Source organism: Streptomyces fulvoviolaceus, assembly GCF_000718165.1.
Classification (GTDB): domain Bacteria; phylum Actinomycetota; class Actinomycetes; order Streptomycetales; family Streptomycetaceae; genus Streptomyces; species Streptomyces fulvoviolaceus.
This window is the reverse complement of record NZ_JOEY01000022.1, coordinates 196,863-213,734: the sequence shown is the minus strand read 5'-3', so window position 1 is coordinate 213,734 and position 16,872 is coordinate 196,863. Positions and strand designations below refer to the sequence as shown.

Annotated in this window: 8 protein-coding genes; 5 read left to right on the top strand and 3 right to left on the bottom strand. The window is 71.5% G+C overall.

Going from position 1 to position 16,872, the window contains the following annotated elements:
- The first annotated feature begins 228 nt into the window (after nucleotides 1–228).
- From IG08_RS0124040 to IG08_RS0124030, 3 genes are read left to right on the top strand one after another with little or no spacing between them, the layout of a single operon-like run.
- Complete coding sequence (locus IG08_RS0124040) at nucleotides 229–5,739, top strand: glutamate synthase-related protein (protein WP_030605995.1); 5,511 nt, start codon at nucleotides 229–231, stop codon at nucleotides 5,737–5,739.
- Complete coding sequence (locus tag IG08_RS0124035) at nucleotides 5,736–7,448, top strand: diflavin oxidoreductase (protein WP_030605993.1); 1,713 nt, start codon at nucleotides 5,736–5,738, stop codon at nucleotides 7,446–7,448. The genes IG08_RS0124040 and IG08_RS0124035 overlap by 4 nt, the downstream gene beginning before the upstream one ends.
- A 59-nt stretch (nucleotides 7,449–7,507) precedes the next feature.
- Nucleotides 7,508–8,344 carry a ChuX/HutX family heme-like substrate-binding protein gene (locus IG08_RS0124030; RefSeq protein ID WP_030605991.1) on the top strand — a complete coding sequence of 279 codons (837 nt, stop codon included), beginning with the start codon at nucleotides 7,508–7,510 and terminating at the stop codon, nucleotides 8,342–8,344.
- A gap of 46 nt (nucleotides 8,345–8,390) precedes the next feature.
- On the opposite strand, the gene IG08_RS0124025 is transcribed toward IG08_RS0124030, so the two are convergent.
- From IG08_RS0124025 to IG08_RS0124015, 3 genes are all read right to left on the bottom strand, one after another.
- Nucleotides 8,391–8,948, bottom strand: a complete 558-nt coding sequence (locus IG08_RS0124025; protein WP_234342959.1) for a GtrA family protein — start codon at nucleotides 8,946–8,948, stop codon at nucleotides 8,391–8,393.
- 210 nt (nucleotides 8,949–9,158) lie between these two features.
- Complete coding sequence (gene katG / locus IG08_RS0124020; RefSeq protein ID WP_030605987.1) at nucleotides 9,159–11,375, bottom strand: catalase/peroxidase HPI; 2,217 nt, start codon at nucleotides 11,373–11,375, stop codon at nucleotides 9,159–9,161.
- 21 nt (nucleotides 11,376–11,396) lie between these two features.
- Nucleotides 11,397–11,843 carry a Fur family transcriptional regulator gene (locus IG08_RS0124015; protein ID WP_030605985.1) on the bottom strand — a complete coding sequence of 149 codons (447 nt, stop codon included), beginning with the start codon at nucleotides 11,841–11,843 and terminating at the stop codon, nucleotides 11,397–11,399.
- A gap of 287 nt (nucleotides 11,844–12,130) precedes the next feature.
- Between IG08_RS0124015 and IG08_RS0124010 the strand changes: the two genes are divergently transcribed.
- Nucleotides 12,131–16,201, top strand: a complete 4,071-nt coding sequence (locus IG08_RS0124010) for a bifunctional nitrate reductase/sulfite reductase flavoprotein subunit alpha (RefSeq protein WP_234342965.1) — start codon at nucleotides 12,131–12,133, stop codon at nucleotides 16,199–16,201.
- Nucleotides 16,202–16,249: 48 nt separating this feature from the next.
- The gene (locus IG08_RS0124005) at nucleotides 16,250–16,843 is read left to right on the top strand and encodes a hypothetical protein (protein ID WP_030605981.1); all 594 of its coding nucleotides are present in this window, start codon (nucleotides 16,250–16,252) and stop codon (nucleotides 16,841–16,843) included.
- Nucleotides 16,844–16,872 lie beyond the last annotated feature (29 nt).

Below are 16,872 nucleotides of genomic sequence, written 5' to 3'. Positions count from 1 at the left end.
CGCCCGAGGACGCTTCTCCAACTGTGGCGGGGCGCATACGTGCAGGCCACATACTTGCGGGGAAGTTAGGTAACCCTTACCGTGCATACTTGAACCACTCAGGGCCTCGGCCGTCACACCGGTCCGCCCGCGGCGAGCGCTTCACCGACGCAGCCTGGCCGTTCCTCCCCCAGTGCCTCAAGGGCCTGGGAGGTACCCCCAGCCGGAACCCGCTCACAGGACCCGCACTTGAATCAGAGCACCAACGGTCTGTACGACCCTGCCCGCGACCACAGTGACTGCGGCGTCGGCTTCATCACCCGCCTCGACGGGGCACCGAGCCACGACGTCATCCGCAAGGGCGACGAAGCGCTCCGCACCATCCCGCACCGAGGCGGCAAGTCCGCCGAGGGTGTCGGCGACGGCGCCGGCGTGAGCGTCGACCTGTCGGTGGAGTTCTTCGCCGCGATCACCGGCGAGGAGCTGCGCGCCGGGCACTTCGGCGTCGCCAACTGCTTCGTGCCGACCGACGCCGGGCGCCGCGACGGCGCTGTGGACCTCGTCGGCCGTAGCATCGCCGAGCAGGGCTTCGACGCCGTGCTGGTCCGTGACGTTCCCGTGGACCACTCCGTCGCCCGGCCCGCTGCCCAGCCGTATCAACTGCCCATCGTGCAGTGGGTGTTCCGGGCCCCGGAGGGGTGGGAGCGCCACGAGGTCGACTCGGCCGCCAACCGGGCGCTCCTCGCGATCGAAGCCGTCGCCTACGCCGACGACGACGCGTACGCCGGGCTGTACCCGCTGTCGCTGAGCGCGCGGACGCAGGTGCTCAAGGGGCGGCTCAACTCCGGGGAGGTCATCGGGTACTTCCGTGATCTCTGCGATCCCCGGCACTCCGTGCGGTCGCTCTACTTCCACACCCGGTTCTCCACGAACACCGAGCCGCACCCGACCATGGCGCAGCCGTTCCGCCTCATGGCCCACAACGGCGAGCTGAACACGGACCGCAAGAACCGGCTGAGCGACGAGGCGCTCGCGCGGGCCCGGACCCGGAGCATCGTGCGCCCGCCCGGGCAGTCCGACTCCAGCCGGCTCGACCAGACGCTGCAGAGCCGGGTGTTCGACGACGGCCTGGACATCGTCGAGTCGGTCGTGTCGCTCATGCCGCCCGCCTGGGAGAACGACCGCACCCTGCCCGTCGCCGTCCGCGACATGCTGGAGTACTTCTCGCTGTACGAGGAGAAGAACGACGGTCCGGCGGCCGTCGTCTTCAGCGACGGGGACGTCATCGGCGCCCGGCTCGACCGGCTCGGGCTGCGCCCGCTGCGCACCGTCGAGACCGCCGAGTACCTCATGGTGGCGTCGGAGGCCGGCCAGGTCGCGTTCCCCGATGAGGACGTCGTGCACCGGGGCCGTATCGAGGTCGGCGGCATGCTCGTCGTCGACCACCGCACCGGACGCCGGATGCGGACACGTGAGGTGCTCGACTCCCTCGCCGCGCGTCGGCCGTACAGCGAACTGCTCGTCGCGGCCCGCGTGAACCTCGACGACCTGCCCGCCCCGGACTACTACCGCGGCACGACGACGCTCGGGTACGACGGCGACCTGACCCTCGCCGGGCGGTACGTGGCGTACGCGCTGAACCAGGAGAGCTTCCGGTTCATGCTCGACCCGATGCTCGCCGACGGGTCGGAGCGGATCTCGGCGATGGGCTACGGCAACGCCATCAACGCGCTCAGCGACACCGAGGGCGGCATGGCGAAGTACTTCTCGCAGCGCTTCGCCCAGGTGACGAACCCGCCGCTGGACAGCATCCGCGAGGCCGACGGCATGAGCATGCGGGTCGCCCTCGGCCCGAAGCCCGACGGGACCGGGAGCACGGGCGGCCGGCAGCTGGTCGTGTCCTCGCCCGTGCTCGGGCACCTGGACATGGTCCGGCTGCGCGACCAGCGGATCGTGCCGCTGGAGCGGTTCGCCATGCTCTACGAGCCGGTGGTCGGGGACGAGACCGCCAATGCCGACGCGCTCCGGTCCGCGCTCGCGCGGCTCTGCGACGACGTCGAGCGGTTCGCCGCCGAGGGGGGCGGCATCGCGGTCCTCACCGACCGGGCGATCTCCTCGACACGCGCGCCGCTGCCGGTGATCCTCGCCGTCGCGGCGGTGAACCAGCGCCTCATCGAGACCGGGCTGCGCCTGCGCGTCTCGATCGTCGCGGAGAGCGGTCAGTTGGCTTCCTCGCACCACGTCGCGACCGCCCTCGGCTTCGGCGCCGCCGCCGTCTACAGCCTCAGCGCGCGCCTGCGGGCCGAGGAGAGGTACCCGAGCGCACCGGCCCCCGCGGGCCACATCACCGAGACCGACCGGGCGCTGGCGAAGTTCCGCAAGGCGGCCGAGAAGTCCCTTGCGAAGACCATGGGCCGCGTCGGGCTGTGCACCGCCGAGAGCTACATCGGCGGCGAGTTCTTCGAACCGAACTACCTCGACACCCGCGACGACGTGTTCGCGCGGACCTTCCCGCACATGGAAGCCCCGGTCGGCGGCGTCGGGTTCGCCCGCATCGCGCAGGCCACGACGGACTGGCACGAGCGGGCCCGTACGGTGGAGAGCGAGCAACAGATCCCGCTGCTCGGCCTGTTCAAGGAGCGGTCGGACGGTGCTGGGCACTCGTTCGGTGTCACGGCCGTGCGCGGCTTCGGTGACATGGTGGAGGAGCGGCCGGAGTTCGGCCGGTCCAGCGACCCGGACGCGCTCCGGTTGCTCACCCTCGGCCAGCTCGACGACGCCTTCGGCATCACCGACGCCGCGTACCGGAACACGGGGTACGACGCGCTCAGCGACGCCGAGATCGACGCGTTCCGGATCACGCCCGGGTACCGCGCCTTTCTGCGGACGACGCACGAGGAGCGGTCGCGCCGCCCGGCCGCGCTGCGTGACGTGCTCGCGCTGCCCGCGGATGTGACGGGGCTGCGTACGGCGGAGGACTTCGCGCGGGAGCTGGGACGGTTCTCGACGACCGGCAACGCGAGTGTCACGGTCCGCGGGGTCGTCGCCTCCGCCACTGAGCAGGGCACCGTCCACCTGCGTCTCACCGCACCCGGACCCGACGCCGCCGAGCGCCACGCCGCCCTCGCCGAAGGGCTCGCGCACCTGGGCGAGTCCAAGACCCTCGCCGTGCGCGCCGACGGCGTCGAAGTCACCGCCAACGGCACCGCCGCCCACCTCCTCAACCTCCTCGACAACGCCCCCGACAGCGTCCCCCTCGACGACGTCCAGCCCGCCCATGAGATCACCCGTGCCCTCGCCTCCGGCGCGATGAGCCACGGCGCGCTCGTGGCGACCGCGCACGAGGCCGTCGCGCACGGCACGAACATGGTCGGCGGCATGTCGAACAGCGGGGAGGGCGGCGAGCACCACACCCGCTACGGCACCATCCGCGGCTCCCGGATCAAGCAGTTCGCGTCCGGCCGGTTCGGCATCTGGGCGGGCTACCTCGCCGACCCGATGCTCCAGGAGCTGGAGATCAAGATCGGCCAGGGCGCGAAGCCCGGTGAGGGCGGTCAGCTGCCCGCGCCGAAGGTCACCGTCGACATCGCGGCCGCGCGCGGCGGGACCCCGGGCATCGAGCTCATCTCACCGCCGCCGCACCACGACACGTACTCCATCGAGGACCTCGCGCAGCTCATCCACGACTGCAAGGCGGCGCGGGTCCGGGTGATCGTGAAGCTGGTGTCCTCGGAGGGCATCGGCACCATCGCGGTCGGTGTCGCCAAGGCCGGCGCGGACGTCATCAACGTCGCCGGGAACACCGGCGGCACGGGCGCCGCGGCCGTCACGAGCCTCAAGTACGCCGGGCGGTCGGCGGAGATCGGTGTCGCCGAGGTGCATCAGGCGCTCGTCGCGAACGGGCTCCGGCAGAAGGTCGTCCTGCGTTGTTCCGGCGCGCACCAGACCGGCGGCGACGTCGTCACCTCGGCACTGCTCGGGGGCGACAGCTTCGAGTTCGGTACGACCGCGCTCATGATGCTCGGCTGCGTCATGGCGAAGAACTGCAACGTGAAGTGCCCCGCCGGGCTCACCACCAACCCCGAGGCCTTCGAGGGCGACCCGCGCGCGTTGGCGCAGTATCTGCTCAACATCGCGCACGACGTCCGGCAGATCCTCGCCCGCCTCGGCCTGCGGTCGCTGCGCGAGGCCCGGGGCCGCACGGACCTGCTGCAACTCCTCGACCACCCGGCGAGCGTCGGCCGCCTCGACGTCCGGCGCCTCCTCGCGCGCGTGCCCGAGAAGGCCGTAGAAGACCCGGAGTACCTGGAGAAGGACTTCACCACCGACGACGCCCTCATCGAACGCGTCCGTGCCGCGCTCGTCGACCGGCGCGAGCCGTCCCTGCTCGTCGAGGGCATCCACCTCGGCAACAGCGACAAGTCGGTGGGCGGGCAGCTCTCGATCGACGTCGAGCGGTTGCTCAACCACCAACTCGCCGTCGATGCCCCCGCGATCACCACCGACGACCGCGGCCGTCGCCGCCTCGTCGACGGCGCCGTCCGCATCCGTACCACCGGCTCCGCCGGACAGTCGTACGGCGTCTTCTGCAACGACGGCATCGCCCTCGAACACACCGGCACCGCGAACGACGGCGTCGGCAAGAGCCAGAGCGGCGGCCGGATCGTGGTCCGCGCCCCGGGCGGCGGCAGTGCCGAACGCGGTGGCAACGTGCTCGTCGGGAACTTCGCGCTGTTCGGCGCGACCGGCGGCCGGACGTTCGTGCAGGGCGAGGCCGGTGACCGGTTCGCCGTGCGGAACTCCGGTGCGACCGCGGTCGTCGAGGGCCTCGGCGACTTCGGCTGCGAATACATGACCGGCGGTACGGTCCTCAACCTCGGCGGCTTCGGCAAGGGTCTCGGGAACGGCATGAGCGGCGGGTTCCTGTATCAGTACGACCCGTCGGGCGAGCTGGCCGGCCGGGTGAGCGCCGACTCGCTGCTCGTGTTCCCGGTGACGGACACCGGGCACGGCGCCTTCCACGAGGAGGCCGTACGGCTGCTGCTGGCATGGCACTTGGAGGCCACCGGCTCCGAGCTGGCCGCCCGGCTGCTCCACGACTGGGACACCGAGCGGCAGCACGTGTACTGCGGAATGCCCCGCGCGCTGCTGCTCTACCAGGACGCCGGCGAGATCCTCGGCGCCGCGACCCGGAGCGAGCTGCTGGACGAGCTGGCGACCTCGATCGCGACGGACAAGCTCCGCGCGTTCAAGGTCGACTACCGCGACCGGCGGACCGTGCTCGGCGGCCGTGCCCCGGCCTTCGGCGACCAGGGCAGTGACGACATGTTCTCGCTGCTGTCGTCGTACACGGTGCTCGGCGTCGCACAGGACCTGGCGCTGAAGCGGGTGCCGGGCGCGACCGGCCCGGACGACCCTCGGGTCGCCGAGGCCGTCCGCAACCTCGTGCTCACCGAGGACTTCTTCGTCAAGCAGCGGGTCGTGAAGTATCTGCGCGGCACGCTGGAGCGGTTCGACGACGACGAACTCGCCACACTCATCGCGATCAAGCGCCTCGACGACTACAAGCGCGCGCTGAAGCAGCGCAACAACCTCAGCGTGGACGCCCCCGGCACCTACGGCTGGATCATCCACCAGACCACCAAGAACGCCGGCCGCGTCCGCGCCGCCCGGTTCGACGAGCTGCTTGCGAACGCTGCGCTGGAGGACATCGCCTCCCGCCGTGCCCCGCAGGCCCCGACCGAGACGGTGACCGCATGACCGTCATGCCCCCGACCGGGTCCCTCATCCCGGCCGACGCGCCCTTCTCCGCCCAACAGGAGTCCTGGCTTGCCGGGTTCATCGCCGGTATCGCGGCCGCAGGACGCCGGGACAGTGCCGGCGCCGACGCGCCCGCGGCGACGATCGACGTGCTGATCGGCACCCAGACCGGCAACGCCGAACTCGTGGCCGACGACGTCGTCGCCGGTGCCCGCGCCCGCGGCCTCGGCGGCCGGGCCACCGCCCTCGACGACGTCACCCCCGAGGCACTCGCCGCGATGTCCCACGTCATCGTCGTCACCTCGACGTACGGCGAGGGCGAGATGCCCGACAACGCCGGGCTGTTCTGGGAGGCGTTGCAGTCCGACACCGCACCCCGGCTGGAGGGCCTGCAGTACGCGGTCCTCGGGCTCGGCGACCGTGGCTACGACGACTTCTGCCAGGCCGCGAAGCTCATCGACACCCGCCTGGAACAGCTCGGGGCGACCCGGTTGCACGAACGCGTCGACTGCGACGTCGACTTCGAGGAGCCTGCGGGGGAGTGGACGGCGGCGGTGCTGGAGCGTCTCGCCGCCGAGACCGGTGCGAAGGGGACGGGTGCCGCGGAGGCACCGAAGAAGCCCCGCTCCCAGTGGAACAAGCGCACCCCCTACCCGTCCCGGCTCGCCACCAACCGGCTCCTGTCCGCCCCGCACAGCGCGAAGGAGATCCGCCACTACGAGTTCGACCTCGGCGACAGCGGCATCACGTACGAGGCGGGCGACGCGCTGGCCGTCGTACCGGTGAACGACGACGGTCTGGTCGGAGCGCTGCTGGAGCACCTGGGTTCGAGCGGCGACCAGGAGACCGCCGAACTCCTGCGCACGGAACGGGAGATCCGCACGCCGTCGAAGGAGCTGATCGCCGACCTCGTCGAGCGGGCGCCCGCAAGCGAGTTGGCCGCGGTCGTCGCGCACGGCGACCGCGGCGACCTCGACTCCTGGCTCTGGGGCCGGGACCTGCTCGACCTGCTCCGGGACGCCGGGTCCAGGGCACCGTCGACGGCCGAACTCCTGCCGTTTCTCCGGCCGTTGCAGGCACGCCAGTACTCGATCTCGTCGAGCCCGCTGGCCCACCCGGGCAGCATCCACCTCACCGTCGCGTCCGTGCGGTACGACAGGTACGAGGGCGTGGCATCGACGTACCTGGCGGATCGGGTCGGTGCGGACTCGACCGTGGGCATCTACCTCCAGCCGAACGCTTCCTTCAGCGTCCCGGCCGACGACGCCCCCATGGTCATGATCGGCCCCGGCACGGGCATCGCCCCCTTCCGCGGCTTCCTGCACGAGCGGGCCGCGCGGGGTGCCTCCGGGCGCAACTGGCTGTTCTTCGGCGACCAGCACCGCGAGACGGACTTCGTGTACGAGGACGAGCTGACCGCGCTGCGGGAGCGGGGCGTGCTCACCGAACTCGACCTGGCGTTCTCGCGGGACCAGGCCGAGAAGGTCTACGTGCAGACCCGGATGCGGGAGCGGTCGCGCGAGCTGTACGCGTGGCTGGAGGACGGGGCGCACGTGTACGTCTGCGGGGACGCCTCCCGCATGGCGAAGGACGTCGAGGCGGCCCTGCTGGGCGTCATCGCCGAGCAGCGCGGACGCGGGGAGGACGACGCGGCGGAGTACCTCGCGGATCTGCGGCGGGCGAAGCGCTACGTACGGGACGTGTACTGAGCATGACGGACCATCACGGTTGCGGGTTCGAGGGGTGCTGCCCCAGGCGGAACGGCAGCGTGCGGCTGATCGACCCACGCATGCCGGAGCTGGCGCGGTGCCTGACGCTCTTCCAGTACGTCCAGGCGGTCACCGGGGGGTCGGTCGCGCGGATCGACCAGGCCGGCAGTTACGCGGTGCCGAGCCTGCGCGGCGACGCGTTCGCCGTCCACCCGGGATCGATCGCGCTCCGCCTCGACGCCGAGGGGATCGAGGCGGCCGTGGTCGCGCGGGACGAGAGCACGGTCTCCGTGCGCCTTCTCGACGCGGAGGGCCGGACCGTCCACCAGGGACGGCTGCTCTCCGAGGGGGACCGGCTGCTGGCCGGGCTCGCCGGCACGGTCGAGGCCGGGGCGCGGGCCGACGGACCGTCCACGCCCCCCGAGGTGCCCGCGTGGGAGAACGGCGACCAGCTCGCGCAGCTCGACGCGGTCCTCGCGGACGGCGGGGCCGCCCGGCGCCGGGCGTTCGACCGGTACCGCGGCGAGCACCGGGAGATCGAGGCCGGCGTCGTGTCCGCTGTCCTCGACCACGTCTGCTCCGTCGGGCTGCCGATCGGCGTCGCGGTGTTCGCCCCGGCGGCCATGCAGGCGTGCGGCGGCCCCGTGCATGTCACCGACCGGACCGTCGGCGGGCGGGTGTTCGCGGCGATCGCGGAGAGCTCGGTGGAGATCGACCTCGCGGGCGTCCGGGCGTGCCACCTGGTCCGGTCCACGGCGGCGCACGGCCCGACCTCGGCGATCGAGCTCGACGACGAGGACGGGCGCTGCGTCGCGGTCATCACGCAGTTCGGGATGGTCGGGGAGGACGTGCACGCGGCGTGGGAGCACCTCGCGGCGTCGCTGCCCGACGCCTAGCCGGCGGCCAGGAGCTCCCGACGCTTCTCGAGCCCGGCGGAGTCGGTCAGGCGGTCGAGGCGAGCAGGAAGTCGGTGCTGCGGACCTGGGGCCGGGTGATCGCCTGGACCGGGGTGGGGAGGGTCCAGGTGACCGTGCCGCTGTTCCGCCGGACCTGGGCCGGGGTCTTCGTGGAGCGGTTGCCGGCGAAGACGAACACGCGCAGTACCAGGAAGCGGCCTATGCCCGCGAGCCCGGAGGCGCCGAGGTAGACGATCTGCTCGGTCAGCGTCCCGGGGGAGGACTGCACCGCGTGCAGGAGGAACATCGCGAGGCAGGTCACCACGTACGCGGCGGTGGCCGAGCCCGCGGACTGCCAGTGCTGTCGCCATCCGGCGCGCTGCCCGGTCCCGAAGGTGAAGCGGGAGTGGAGCTCGGTGCACAGGAGGGTGGAGGCGACGGTGATCACGGCGTTCGCCACGGCCCAGGGCATCAGCCCGGCCAGCGGCGAGATCGCGAAGCTGGACAGGACCCCGATGCCGCCGCCGCACAGCACGAAGCGGGCGAAGGAGGCGAGGGGGCCGGGGGCCGCGGTGGTGGCGGTGATGCGGGGTGCGGCGTCCATAGCGATATCCGTCCTGCGCGCCGTGAAGTTGCTTGACTAACTCAACTATAGCGTATTGCTTGAGTTACGCAAGTTAATTTCGCGCGGGGTGCTGACGGACGGAAACGCGGGTGCCGGCGGCACAGAAACGCGGGTGCTCACGGCACACAAAAACGTCCAGGCCGGCCCCTGCGGGCCGGCCTGGACGTCAGTGATCTGACGAGGTCGGGATCAGACCAGGTCGAACCGGTCCAGGTTCGAGACCTTGACCCACGCGTCGACGAAGTCCTTCACGAACTTCTCCTTCGCGTCGTCGCTCGCGTAGACCTCCGCGAGGGCGCGCAGCTCGGAGTTCGAGCCGAAGACGAGGTCGGCACGGGTGCCGGTCCACTTCAGCTCGCCCGTGGCGGCGTCGCGGCCCTCGAAGGTGGCCTGGTCCGAGGAGGTCGACTTCCATGCCGTGCCCAGGTCGAGCAGGTTGACGAAGAAGTCGTTGGTCAGCGTGCCCGGGGTGTCGGTGAACACGCCGTGCGACGAGCCGCCCTGGTTGGCGCCGAGGACGCGCAGGCCGCCGACGAGGACGGTCAGCTCGGGGGCGCTCAGGGTGAGCAGGTTGGCGCGGTCGAGCAGCAGGTACTCGGCCGGCAGGCGGTTGCCCTTGCCGAGGTAGTTGCGGAAGCCGTCCGAGGTGGGCTCCAGCGCAGCGAAGGACTCCGCGTCGGTGTGCTCCTCGGTCGCGTCCACGCGGCCCGGCGTGAAGGGGACCTCCACGTCGTAGCCGGCGTCCTTGGCGGCCTTCTGGACCGCCGCGGCACCGCCGAGGACGATCAGGTCGGCCAGGGAGACCTTCTTGGCACCGGAGTTGAACTCCGACTGGACGCCCTCCAGGACACGCAGGACCTGGGCGAGCTCGTCCGGGTTGTTGACCTCCCAGCCGCGCTGCGGCTCCAGGCGGATACGGGCGCCGTTGGCACCGCCGCGCTTGTCGCTGCCACGGAACGTCGAGGCCGACGCCCACGCGGTGGAGACGAGCTGCGAGACCGTCAGGCCCGAGTCGAGGAGCTTGGCCTTCAGGGCCGCGACGTCGGCGCCGTCGATGGCCTCGCCCTCCGCCTGCGGCAGCGGGTCCTGCCACAGCAGGGTCTCCGCCGGGATCTCCGGGCCGAGGTACAGGGACTTCGGGCCCAGGTCACGGTGGGTCAGCTTGTACCAGGCGCGGGCGAAGGCGTCCGCGAACTCGGCCGGGTTCTCGTGGAAGCGGCGCGAGATCGGACCGTAGATCGGGTCGAAGCGCAGCGAGAGGTCGGTGGTGAGCATCGTGGGCAGACGCTTCTTCGACGAGTCGTGGGCGTCGGGGATGATCGCCTCGGCGTCCTTGGCCACCCACTGGTTGGCGCCGGCGGGGGACTGGGTCAGCTCCCACTCGTAGCCGAAGAGGATGTCGAAGAAGTCGTTGCTCCACTGGGTGGGCTTGGAGGTCCAGGTGACCTCGAGACCGGAGGTGATGGCGTCGCCGCCCTTGCCGGTGCCGTAGGTGGACTTCCAGCCCAGGCCCTGCTCCTCCATGGTGGCGGCCTCGGGGTCGTTGCCGACGCTCTCCGCCGGGCCCGCGCCGTGGGTCTTGCCGAAGGTGTGACCACCGGCGATGAGGGCGACGGTCTCCTCGTCGTTCATCGCCATACGGCGGAAGGTCTCGCGGATGTCGCGGGCCGCCGCCAGCGGGTCCGGGTTGCCGTTGGGGCCCTCCGGGTTGACGTAGATCAGGCCCATCTGGACGGCGCCGAGCGGGTTCTCCAGCTCACGGTCGCCGGTGTAGCGCTGGTCGTCGAGCCAGGTGGTCTCGGGGCCCCAGTACACGTCCTCGTCGGCCTCCCAGACGTCGGCGCGGCCGCCGCCGAAGCCGAAGGTCTCGAAGCCCATCTGCTCCAGGGCGACGTTGCCGGTGAGGATCATGAGGTCGGCCCAGGAGATGGACTGGCCGTACTTCTTCTTGACGGGCCACAGCAGACGGCGGGCCTTGTCGAGGTTGCCGTTGTCCGGCCAGCTGTTCAGCGGCGCGAAGCGCTGCTGGCCGCGGCCGCCACCGCCGCGGCCGTCGCTGATGCGGTAGGTGCCCGCGCTGTGCCAGGCCATACGGATCATCAGCGGGCCGTAGTTGCCGAAGTCGGCGGGCCACCAGTCCTGCGAGGTGGTCAGTACCTCGGCGATGTCCTGTTTCACGGCCGCCAGGTCGAGGGCCTGGAACGCCTCGGCGTAGTCGAAGTCCCCGCCGAGCGGGTTCGCGACCACAGGGTCCTTGGCGAGGATCTTCAGGTTGAGCCGCTCCGGCCACCACTGGCGGTTGCCGCCGCCCTGGGTCGGGTGCGCGGCGCGCGTGTGCGCGACCGGGCAGCCGCCGGTGCCCTCAGTCTTGGCGTCGGTGACGATTGCGTCGGGGTTCTCAGACATGGGAGTCCTTCCGAGGGTGGATCACGGTGCTGAAGTAGTGGCTTGGGGGGAACAGTCGGGACACAGGCCCCAGTAGATGACCTCGGCCTCGTCGATCGCGAAGCCGCGGTCGTCGGCCGCGGTGAGGCAGGGGGCGTGGCCGACCGCGCAGTCGACGTCGACGACGACACCGCACGAGCGGCACACGAGATGGTGGTGGTTGTCCCCGACGCGTCCCTCGAACCGGGCCGGGCTGCCCGGCGGCTCGAGGCGACGGACGAGTCCCGCCGTGCTGAGGGCGTGGAGTGCCTCGTACACGGCTTGAAGCGATATGTGGCCCACGCGATCACGCACACCGGAGGCGATCGCTTCGACGCCGAGGTGATCACCGTCCCGGACGGTCTCGAGCAGTGCGACGCGGGCGGCCGTCACCCGCAGGCCGGCACCGCGCAGCTCATCGGCGGTGTTCGGGGTCTGGGGCTCGGTCATGGCGACCAACCTAGCGCCCTAAACACGAATGATTCAAGTAAACGAATGTCCCAAGTTTTGTATGCCTGGTATGTTCATCTTTAGCCCATTTGGACCGCTCACATCGTCGGCCCCGCCGGTGTGCGCCCGGCGTAACCCCTGACGACCGGCCCGGGAGACATCCGTGTAATGGGCATTTCGTACCGTCACGGGAGATCGAAGTAGCCAAGTCTCAGGAGGAGTGCGTGGCCGTGCCCGACTCGCCGAAGGTGCGGACCGTCTGCTCGTACTGCGGTGTGGGCTGCGGCATGCTCCTCGACATCGGAGTCGGACCGGACGGACGGCGTACGGTCCTGAAGGCCTCCGGCGACAAGGAGCACCCCGCGAACTTCGGCCGCCTGTGCACCAAGGGCGCCACCACCGCCGACATGCTCGCCGCCCCCGGACGGCTCGCGAACGCACTCGTGCGGCCCGAGCGCGGCGAGGAGCCCGCCCCGGCCCCCGCCGCCGAGGCGATCAGCCGGACCGCGCGCCGGCTGCGGGCCGTCATCGACGAGCACGGACCGGACGCGGTCGCCCTCTACGTGTCCGGGCAGATGAGCCTGGAAGCCCAGTACCTGGCGAACAAGCTGGCCAAGGGGTTCGTCCGCACCAACCAGATCGAGTCCAACTCCCGGCTGTGCATGGCCAGCGCGGGCACCGGCTACAAGCTGTCGCTCGGCGCCGACGGCCCGCCCGGCTCGTACCAGGACCTCGACAAGGCCGACGTCTTCTTCGTCATCGGCTCCAACATGGCCGACTGCCACCCGATCCTGTTCCTGCGCATGATGGAGCGGGTCAAGGCGGGCGCGAAGCTGATCGTCGTGGACCCGCGCCGCAGCGCCACCGCCGCCAAGGCCGACCTGTTCCTCCAGATCAAGCCCGGCACGGACCTCGCGCTGCTGAACGGCCTGCTGCACCTCCTGCACGAGAACGGCCACACCGACCCCGACTTCGTCGCCGCGCACACCGAGGGCTGGGAGGCGATACCGGAGTTCCTCGCCGACTACCCGCCGGACGTGGTCGCCGAGATCACGGGCCTCGCCGAGGACGACATCCGGGAGGCCGCGTGGCTGATTGGCTCAGCCGGTGAGTGGATGAGCCTGTGGACCATGGGCCTCAACCAGTCCACACACGGCACCTGGAACACCAACGCCCTGGTCAACCTCCACCTCGCCACGGGCGCCATCTGCCGCCCCGGCAGCGGCCCCTTCTCCCTCACCGGCCAGCCCAACGCCATGGGCGGCCGCGAGATGGGCTACATGGGTCCGGGCCTGCCCGGCCAGCGGTCCGTGCTCGTCGACGACGAGCGGGCCTTCGTAGAGGAGTTGTGGGAGCTGCCGTCCGGCACCCTCCGCGCCGACGGCGTCGGCAAGGGCACGATCGAGATGTTCCAGAAGATGGCCGACGGCGAGATCAAGGCCTGCTGGATCATCTGCACCAACCCGGTCGCCTCCGTCGCCAACCGGCGCACGGTCATCGAGGGCCTGGAGGCCGCCGAGTTCGTCGTCACACAGGACGTCTTCGCCGACACCGAGACCAACGCGTACGCCGACGTCGTGCTGCCCGCCGCCCTGTGGACCGAGACCGAGGGCGTCCTCATCAACAGCGAGCGCAACCTCACGCTCGCGCAGCCCGCCGCCGACCCGCCCGGCGAGGCGATGGCCGACTGGCGGATCATCGCGGCCGTGGCCTGCGAGATGGGGTACGAGGAGGGGTTCTCGTACGACAGTGCCGAGGAGGTCTTCGAGGAGATCAAGCGGGCCTGGAACCCGAAGACCGGCTGGGACCTGCGCGGGGCGACCTACGAGCGGCTGCGCGAGACGCCCGTGCAGTGGCCGGCCGCGAGCACGGACGGGCCCGACCGCAACCCCATCCGGTACGTCGGTGAGGACGGCGCGCTCGCCTTCCCCACCGCGAGCGGCCGTGCCGTCTTCTTCGCCCGCCCGCACATCCCGGCGGCCGAGATGCCGGACGACGACTACCCGTTCGTCCTGAACACCGGACGGCTCCAGCACCAGTGGCACACGCTGACCAAGACGGCGAAGGTGCCCAAGCTGAACAAGCTCGACCCCGGGCCGTTCGTGGAGCTGCATCCGCAGGACGCCGTGGCTCTCGGTGTGGTTGACGGCGACTCCGTGGAAGTGGCCTCGCGACGCGGGCGGGCCGTGCTGCCCGCCGTCGTCACCGACCGGGTGCGGCAGGGGTGTTGCTTCGCGCCGTTCCACTGGAACGACCTGTTCGGGGAGTACCTGAGCGTCAACGCCGTGACCAGCGACGCCGTGGACCCGCTGTCCTTCCAGCCCGAGTTCAAGGTGTGCGCGGTGTCGTTGACGAAGGCGCCGACGCCGGTGACGGTGCGGACGCCGGAGATGGTGCGGGCGCCGGAGGTGGCGACAGCAACTCCGGCTCTTGTGGCGGACGTTGCTCCCGTCACCCCCTCCGCCGCGAGTGTCTTCGGGCTCGAACCCACCCCGCCGCCCGTCCTCACCGACCACGAACGCCAGTACCTGGTCGGCTTCCTCGCCGGCATCCCCGCCGGCGCGCCCGGCGTGCCGGTCCTCCCGCCCGACGCGCCCTTCAGCCCCGCGCACGCCCTGTGGGTGAACGGCACGCTCGCCGGGATGTACTCCAGGACTACCGCCGCACAGCCCTCAACCACCGTGCTGCGCCGCGAGGTTGTCATCCTGTGGGCCTCGCAGACCGGCAACGCCGAGGACTTCGCAGTCGCCACCGCCGACCGGCTCGCCACGAGCGGACACGCGACGTCCCTGGTCGGCATGGACGAGGCCGATCTGGCGGCCCTGCCGTCCGGCGCCGACCTGCTGCTGATCACCAGCACCTTCGGCGACGGCGACGCCCCCGACAACGGCAGCGGCTTCTGGGAGACCCTGGCCGCGCCCGACACCCCTCGCCTGGAGGGCCGCCGCTACGCCGTCCTCGCGTTCGGCGACTCGTCGTACGACGACTTCTGCGGCCACGGCCGCCGCCTCGACCAGCGCCTGGACGAGCTCGGCGCGCTGCGGCTGGCCCCGCGCATGGACTGCGAACCGGACTACGAGGACGTGGCCCACGGCTGGCTGGACCAGGTCCTCACGGCACTGTCCGGCACACCGGGAACGGCACTGTCCGGCACGTCGGAAGCAGCCCCCGCGGCGGCTCTCACCACGCCGGCTCTCCCCGCGCCGGCCCTCCCCGCCGCGCCCCCGCGTCCGAAGAAGCCCGCCCCCGTCATCGCCCGTCTCACCGGCAACCGCCTGCTCAGCCTGCCCGGCGCGGGCAAGGAGGTCCGCCGCTTCACCTTCGACACCCGGGACAGCGACACCCCGCTCGTGTACGAGGCCGGCGACGCCCTCGGTATCCGCCCGCTCAACTCCACGGACCTCGTCGAGGAGTGGCTGACGGTCAGCGCCCTCGACGCCGAGGCCGCGGTGGACGTGAACGGCGTAGGGGAAGTGGCCCTCGGCGAGGCCCTGCTCCGGCACCTGGACATCACCCGGATCAGCTCCGGCCTGCTCCGGTTCGTCGCCGAACGCACCCGCGACCCACGGGAGTTGAAGAAGCTCCTGCGTCCGGACAACAAGGACGAGCTGGCCAAGTGGACCTGGGGCCGGCAGGCCGTGGACGTCATCACGGAGTACGGCGTGAAGGCCGACCCGCAGGAGTGGGTGGAGACCCTGGGGCGCCTGCAGCCGCGCCTGTACTCCATATCGTCCAGCCCCCTGACCGACCCCGACCTCGTCTCGCTGACGGTCTCCGTCGTGCGCTACGAGAACCTGCACGGCAGGCCGCGCCACGGCGTCTGCTCGCCCTTCCTCGCCGACGCCGCCGCGGGTACCCCCGTCCCGGTCCATGTGCAGCGCTCCCCGCACTTCCGCCCGCCCGCCGACTCGGCCACGCCCATGGTCATGGTCGGTCCCGGTACCGGAGTCGCCCCCTTCGTCGGCTTCCTTCAGGAGCGCCGGGCCCGCGGCGACCGCGGCCCGAACTGGCTGTTCTTCGGCGAACAGCACCGGGCCACCGACTTCTACTACGAGGACGAGCTGACCGGCCTCCTCGCCGACGGCACCCTCGCCCGTCTGGACACGGCCTTCTCCCGGGACCAGCGCGCCAAGGTCTACGTCCAGGACCGTATGCGCGAACACGGCCCCCTGCTGTGGTCCTGGCTCCAGGACGGCGCCCACTTCTACGTCTGCGGCGACGCCTCCCGCATGGCCAAGGACGTGGACGAGGCGCTGCGGGACATCGCGGTCGTCCACGGCGGTCTGGACGCGGCCGGGGCGGCGGCGTACGTGAAGCAACTCGCCACCGACAAGCGCTATGTGCGCGACATCTACTGACCGGATCCCGGGGCGGGCCCCCGGCCTCGCGTGGGAGTATCGGTCGCCATGAGGGCGTCCCCTGCGGTACGGAGCCTGCGCGCGGCGGTGTTCGCCGCGCTGTGCGTGCTGCTCGCCGCCGGGGGACACGCGCTGGCGACCGGCATGGCGCCGCCGGTGTGGACACAGGTGGCCGGCTTCGCGCCGGTCTTCACGGCCGGCTGGCTGCTCGGCGGCCGGGAGCGGTCCCTGGCGTCCATCGGCGGCGCGACGCTCACGGCCCAGGGCGGGCTGCACGTCGCGTTCGGGGCAGTACGGCCGCACACTATGACGGTCATGCACGGCATGCGCATGATGCATGCGGCGGCGCACCCGCACGCCCTGACCCCCCACGCCACCACGGCCCACATCTCGGCCGCCGTCCTGCTGACCTGGTGGCTGCGGCGCGGCGAGGCCGCGCTGTGGTCGCTGCTGCGCCGGGCCGCCACGCTCGTACCGGGGCTCGCCGCCTGGTGGCAGGTACTGAGGGGAGCGCGGGCCGTTCCGGCCGCGCCCGGGTTCGTACGACCGTCCGCGGACGGCCCGCGAGCACTCCGCGGCCTCCTGCTGCGGCACGCGGTCCAGCGGCGCGGTCCGCCCACGGGGATTCCGTACGCGATCTGACCCCGACCCCCCTCTTCAGTACGGAGATC

Bases quoted from the DNA above. Each gene is read 5' to 3' on its own strand.
- katG (WP_030605987.1), bottom strand. From the start codon at position 11,375: ATGTCTGAGAACCCCGACGCAATCGTCACCGACGCCAAGACTGAGGGC.
- IG08_RS0124005 (WP_030605981.1), top strand. From the start codon at position 16,250: ATGAGGGCGTCCCCTGCGGTACGGAGCCTGCGCGCGGCGGTGTTCGCC.
- IG08_RS0124035 (WP_030605993.1), top strand. From the start codon at position 5,736: ATGACCGTCATGCCCCCGACCGGGTCCCTCATCCCGGCCGACGCGCCC.
- IG08_RS0124010 (WP_234342965.1), top strand. From the start codon at position 12,131: ATGCTCCTCGACATCGGAGTCGGACCGGACGGACGGCGTACGGTCCTG.
- IG08_RS0124015 (WP_030605985.1), bottom strand. From the start codon at position 11,843: ATGACCGAGCCCCAGACCCCGAACACCGCCGATGAGCTGCGCGGTGCC.
- IG08_RS0124025 (WP_234342959.1), bottom strand. From the start codon at position 8,948: ATGGACGCCGCACCCCGCATCACCGCCACCACCGCGGCCCCCGGCCCC.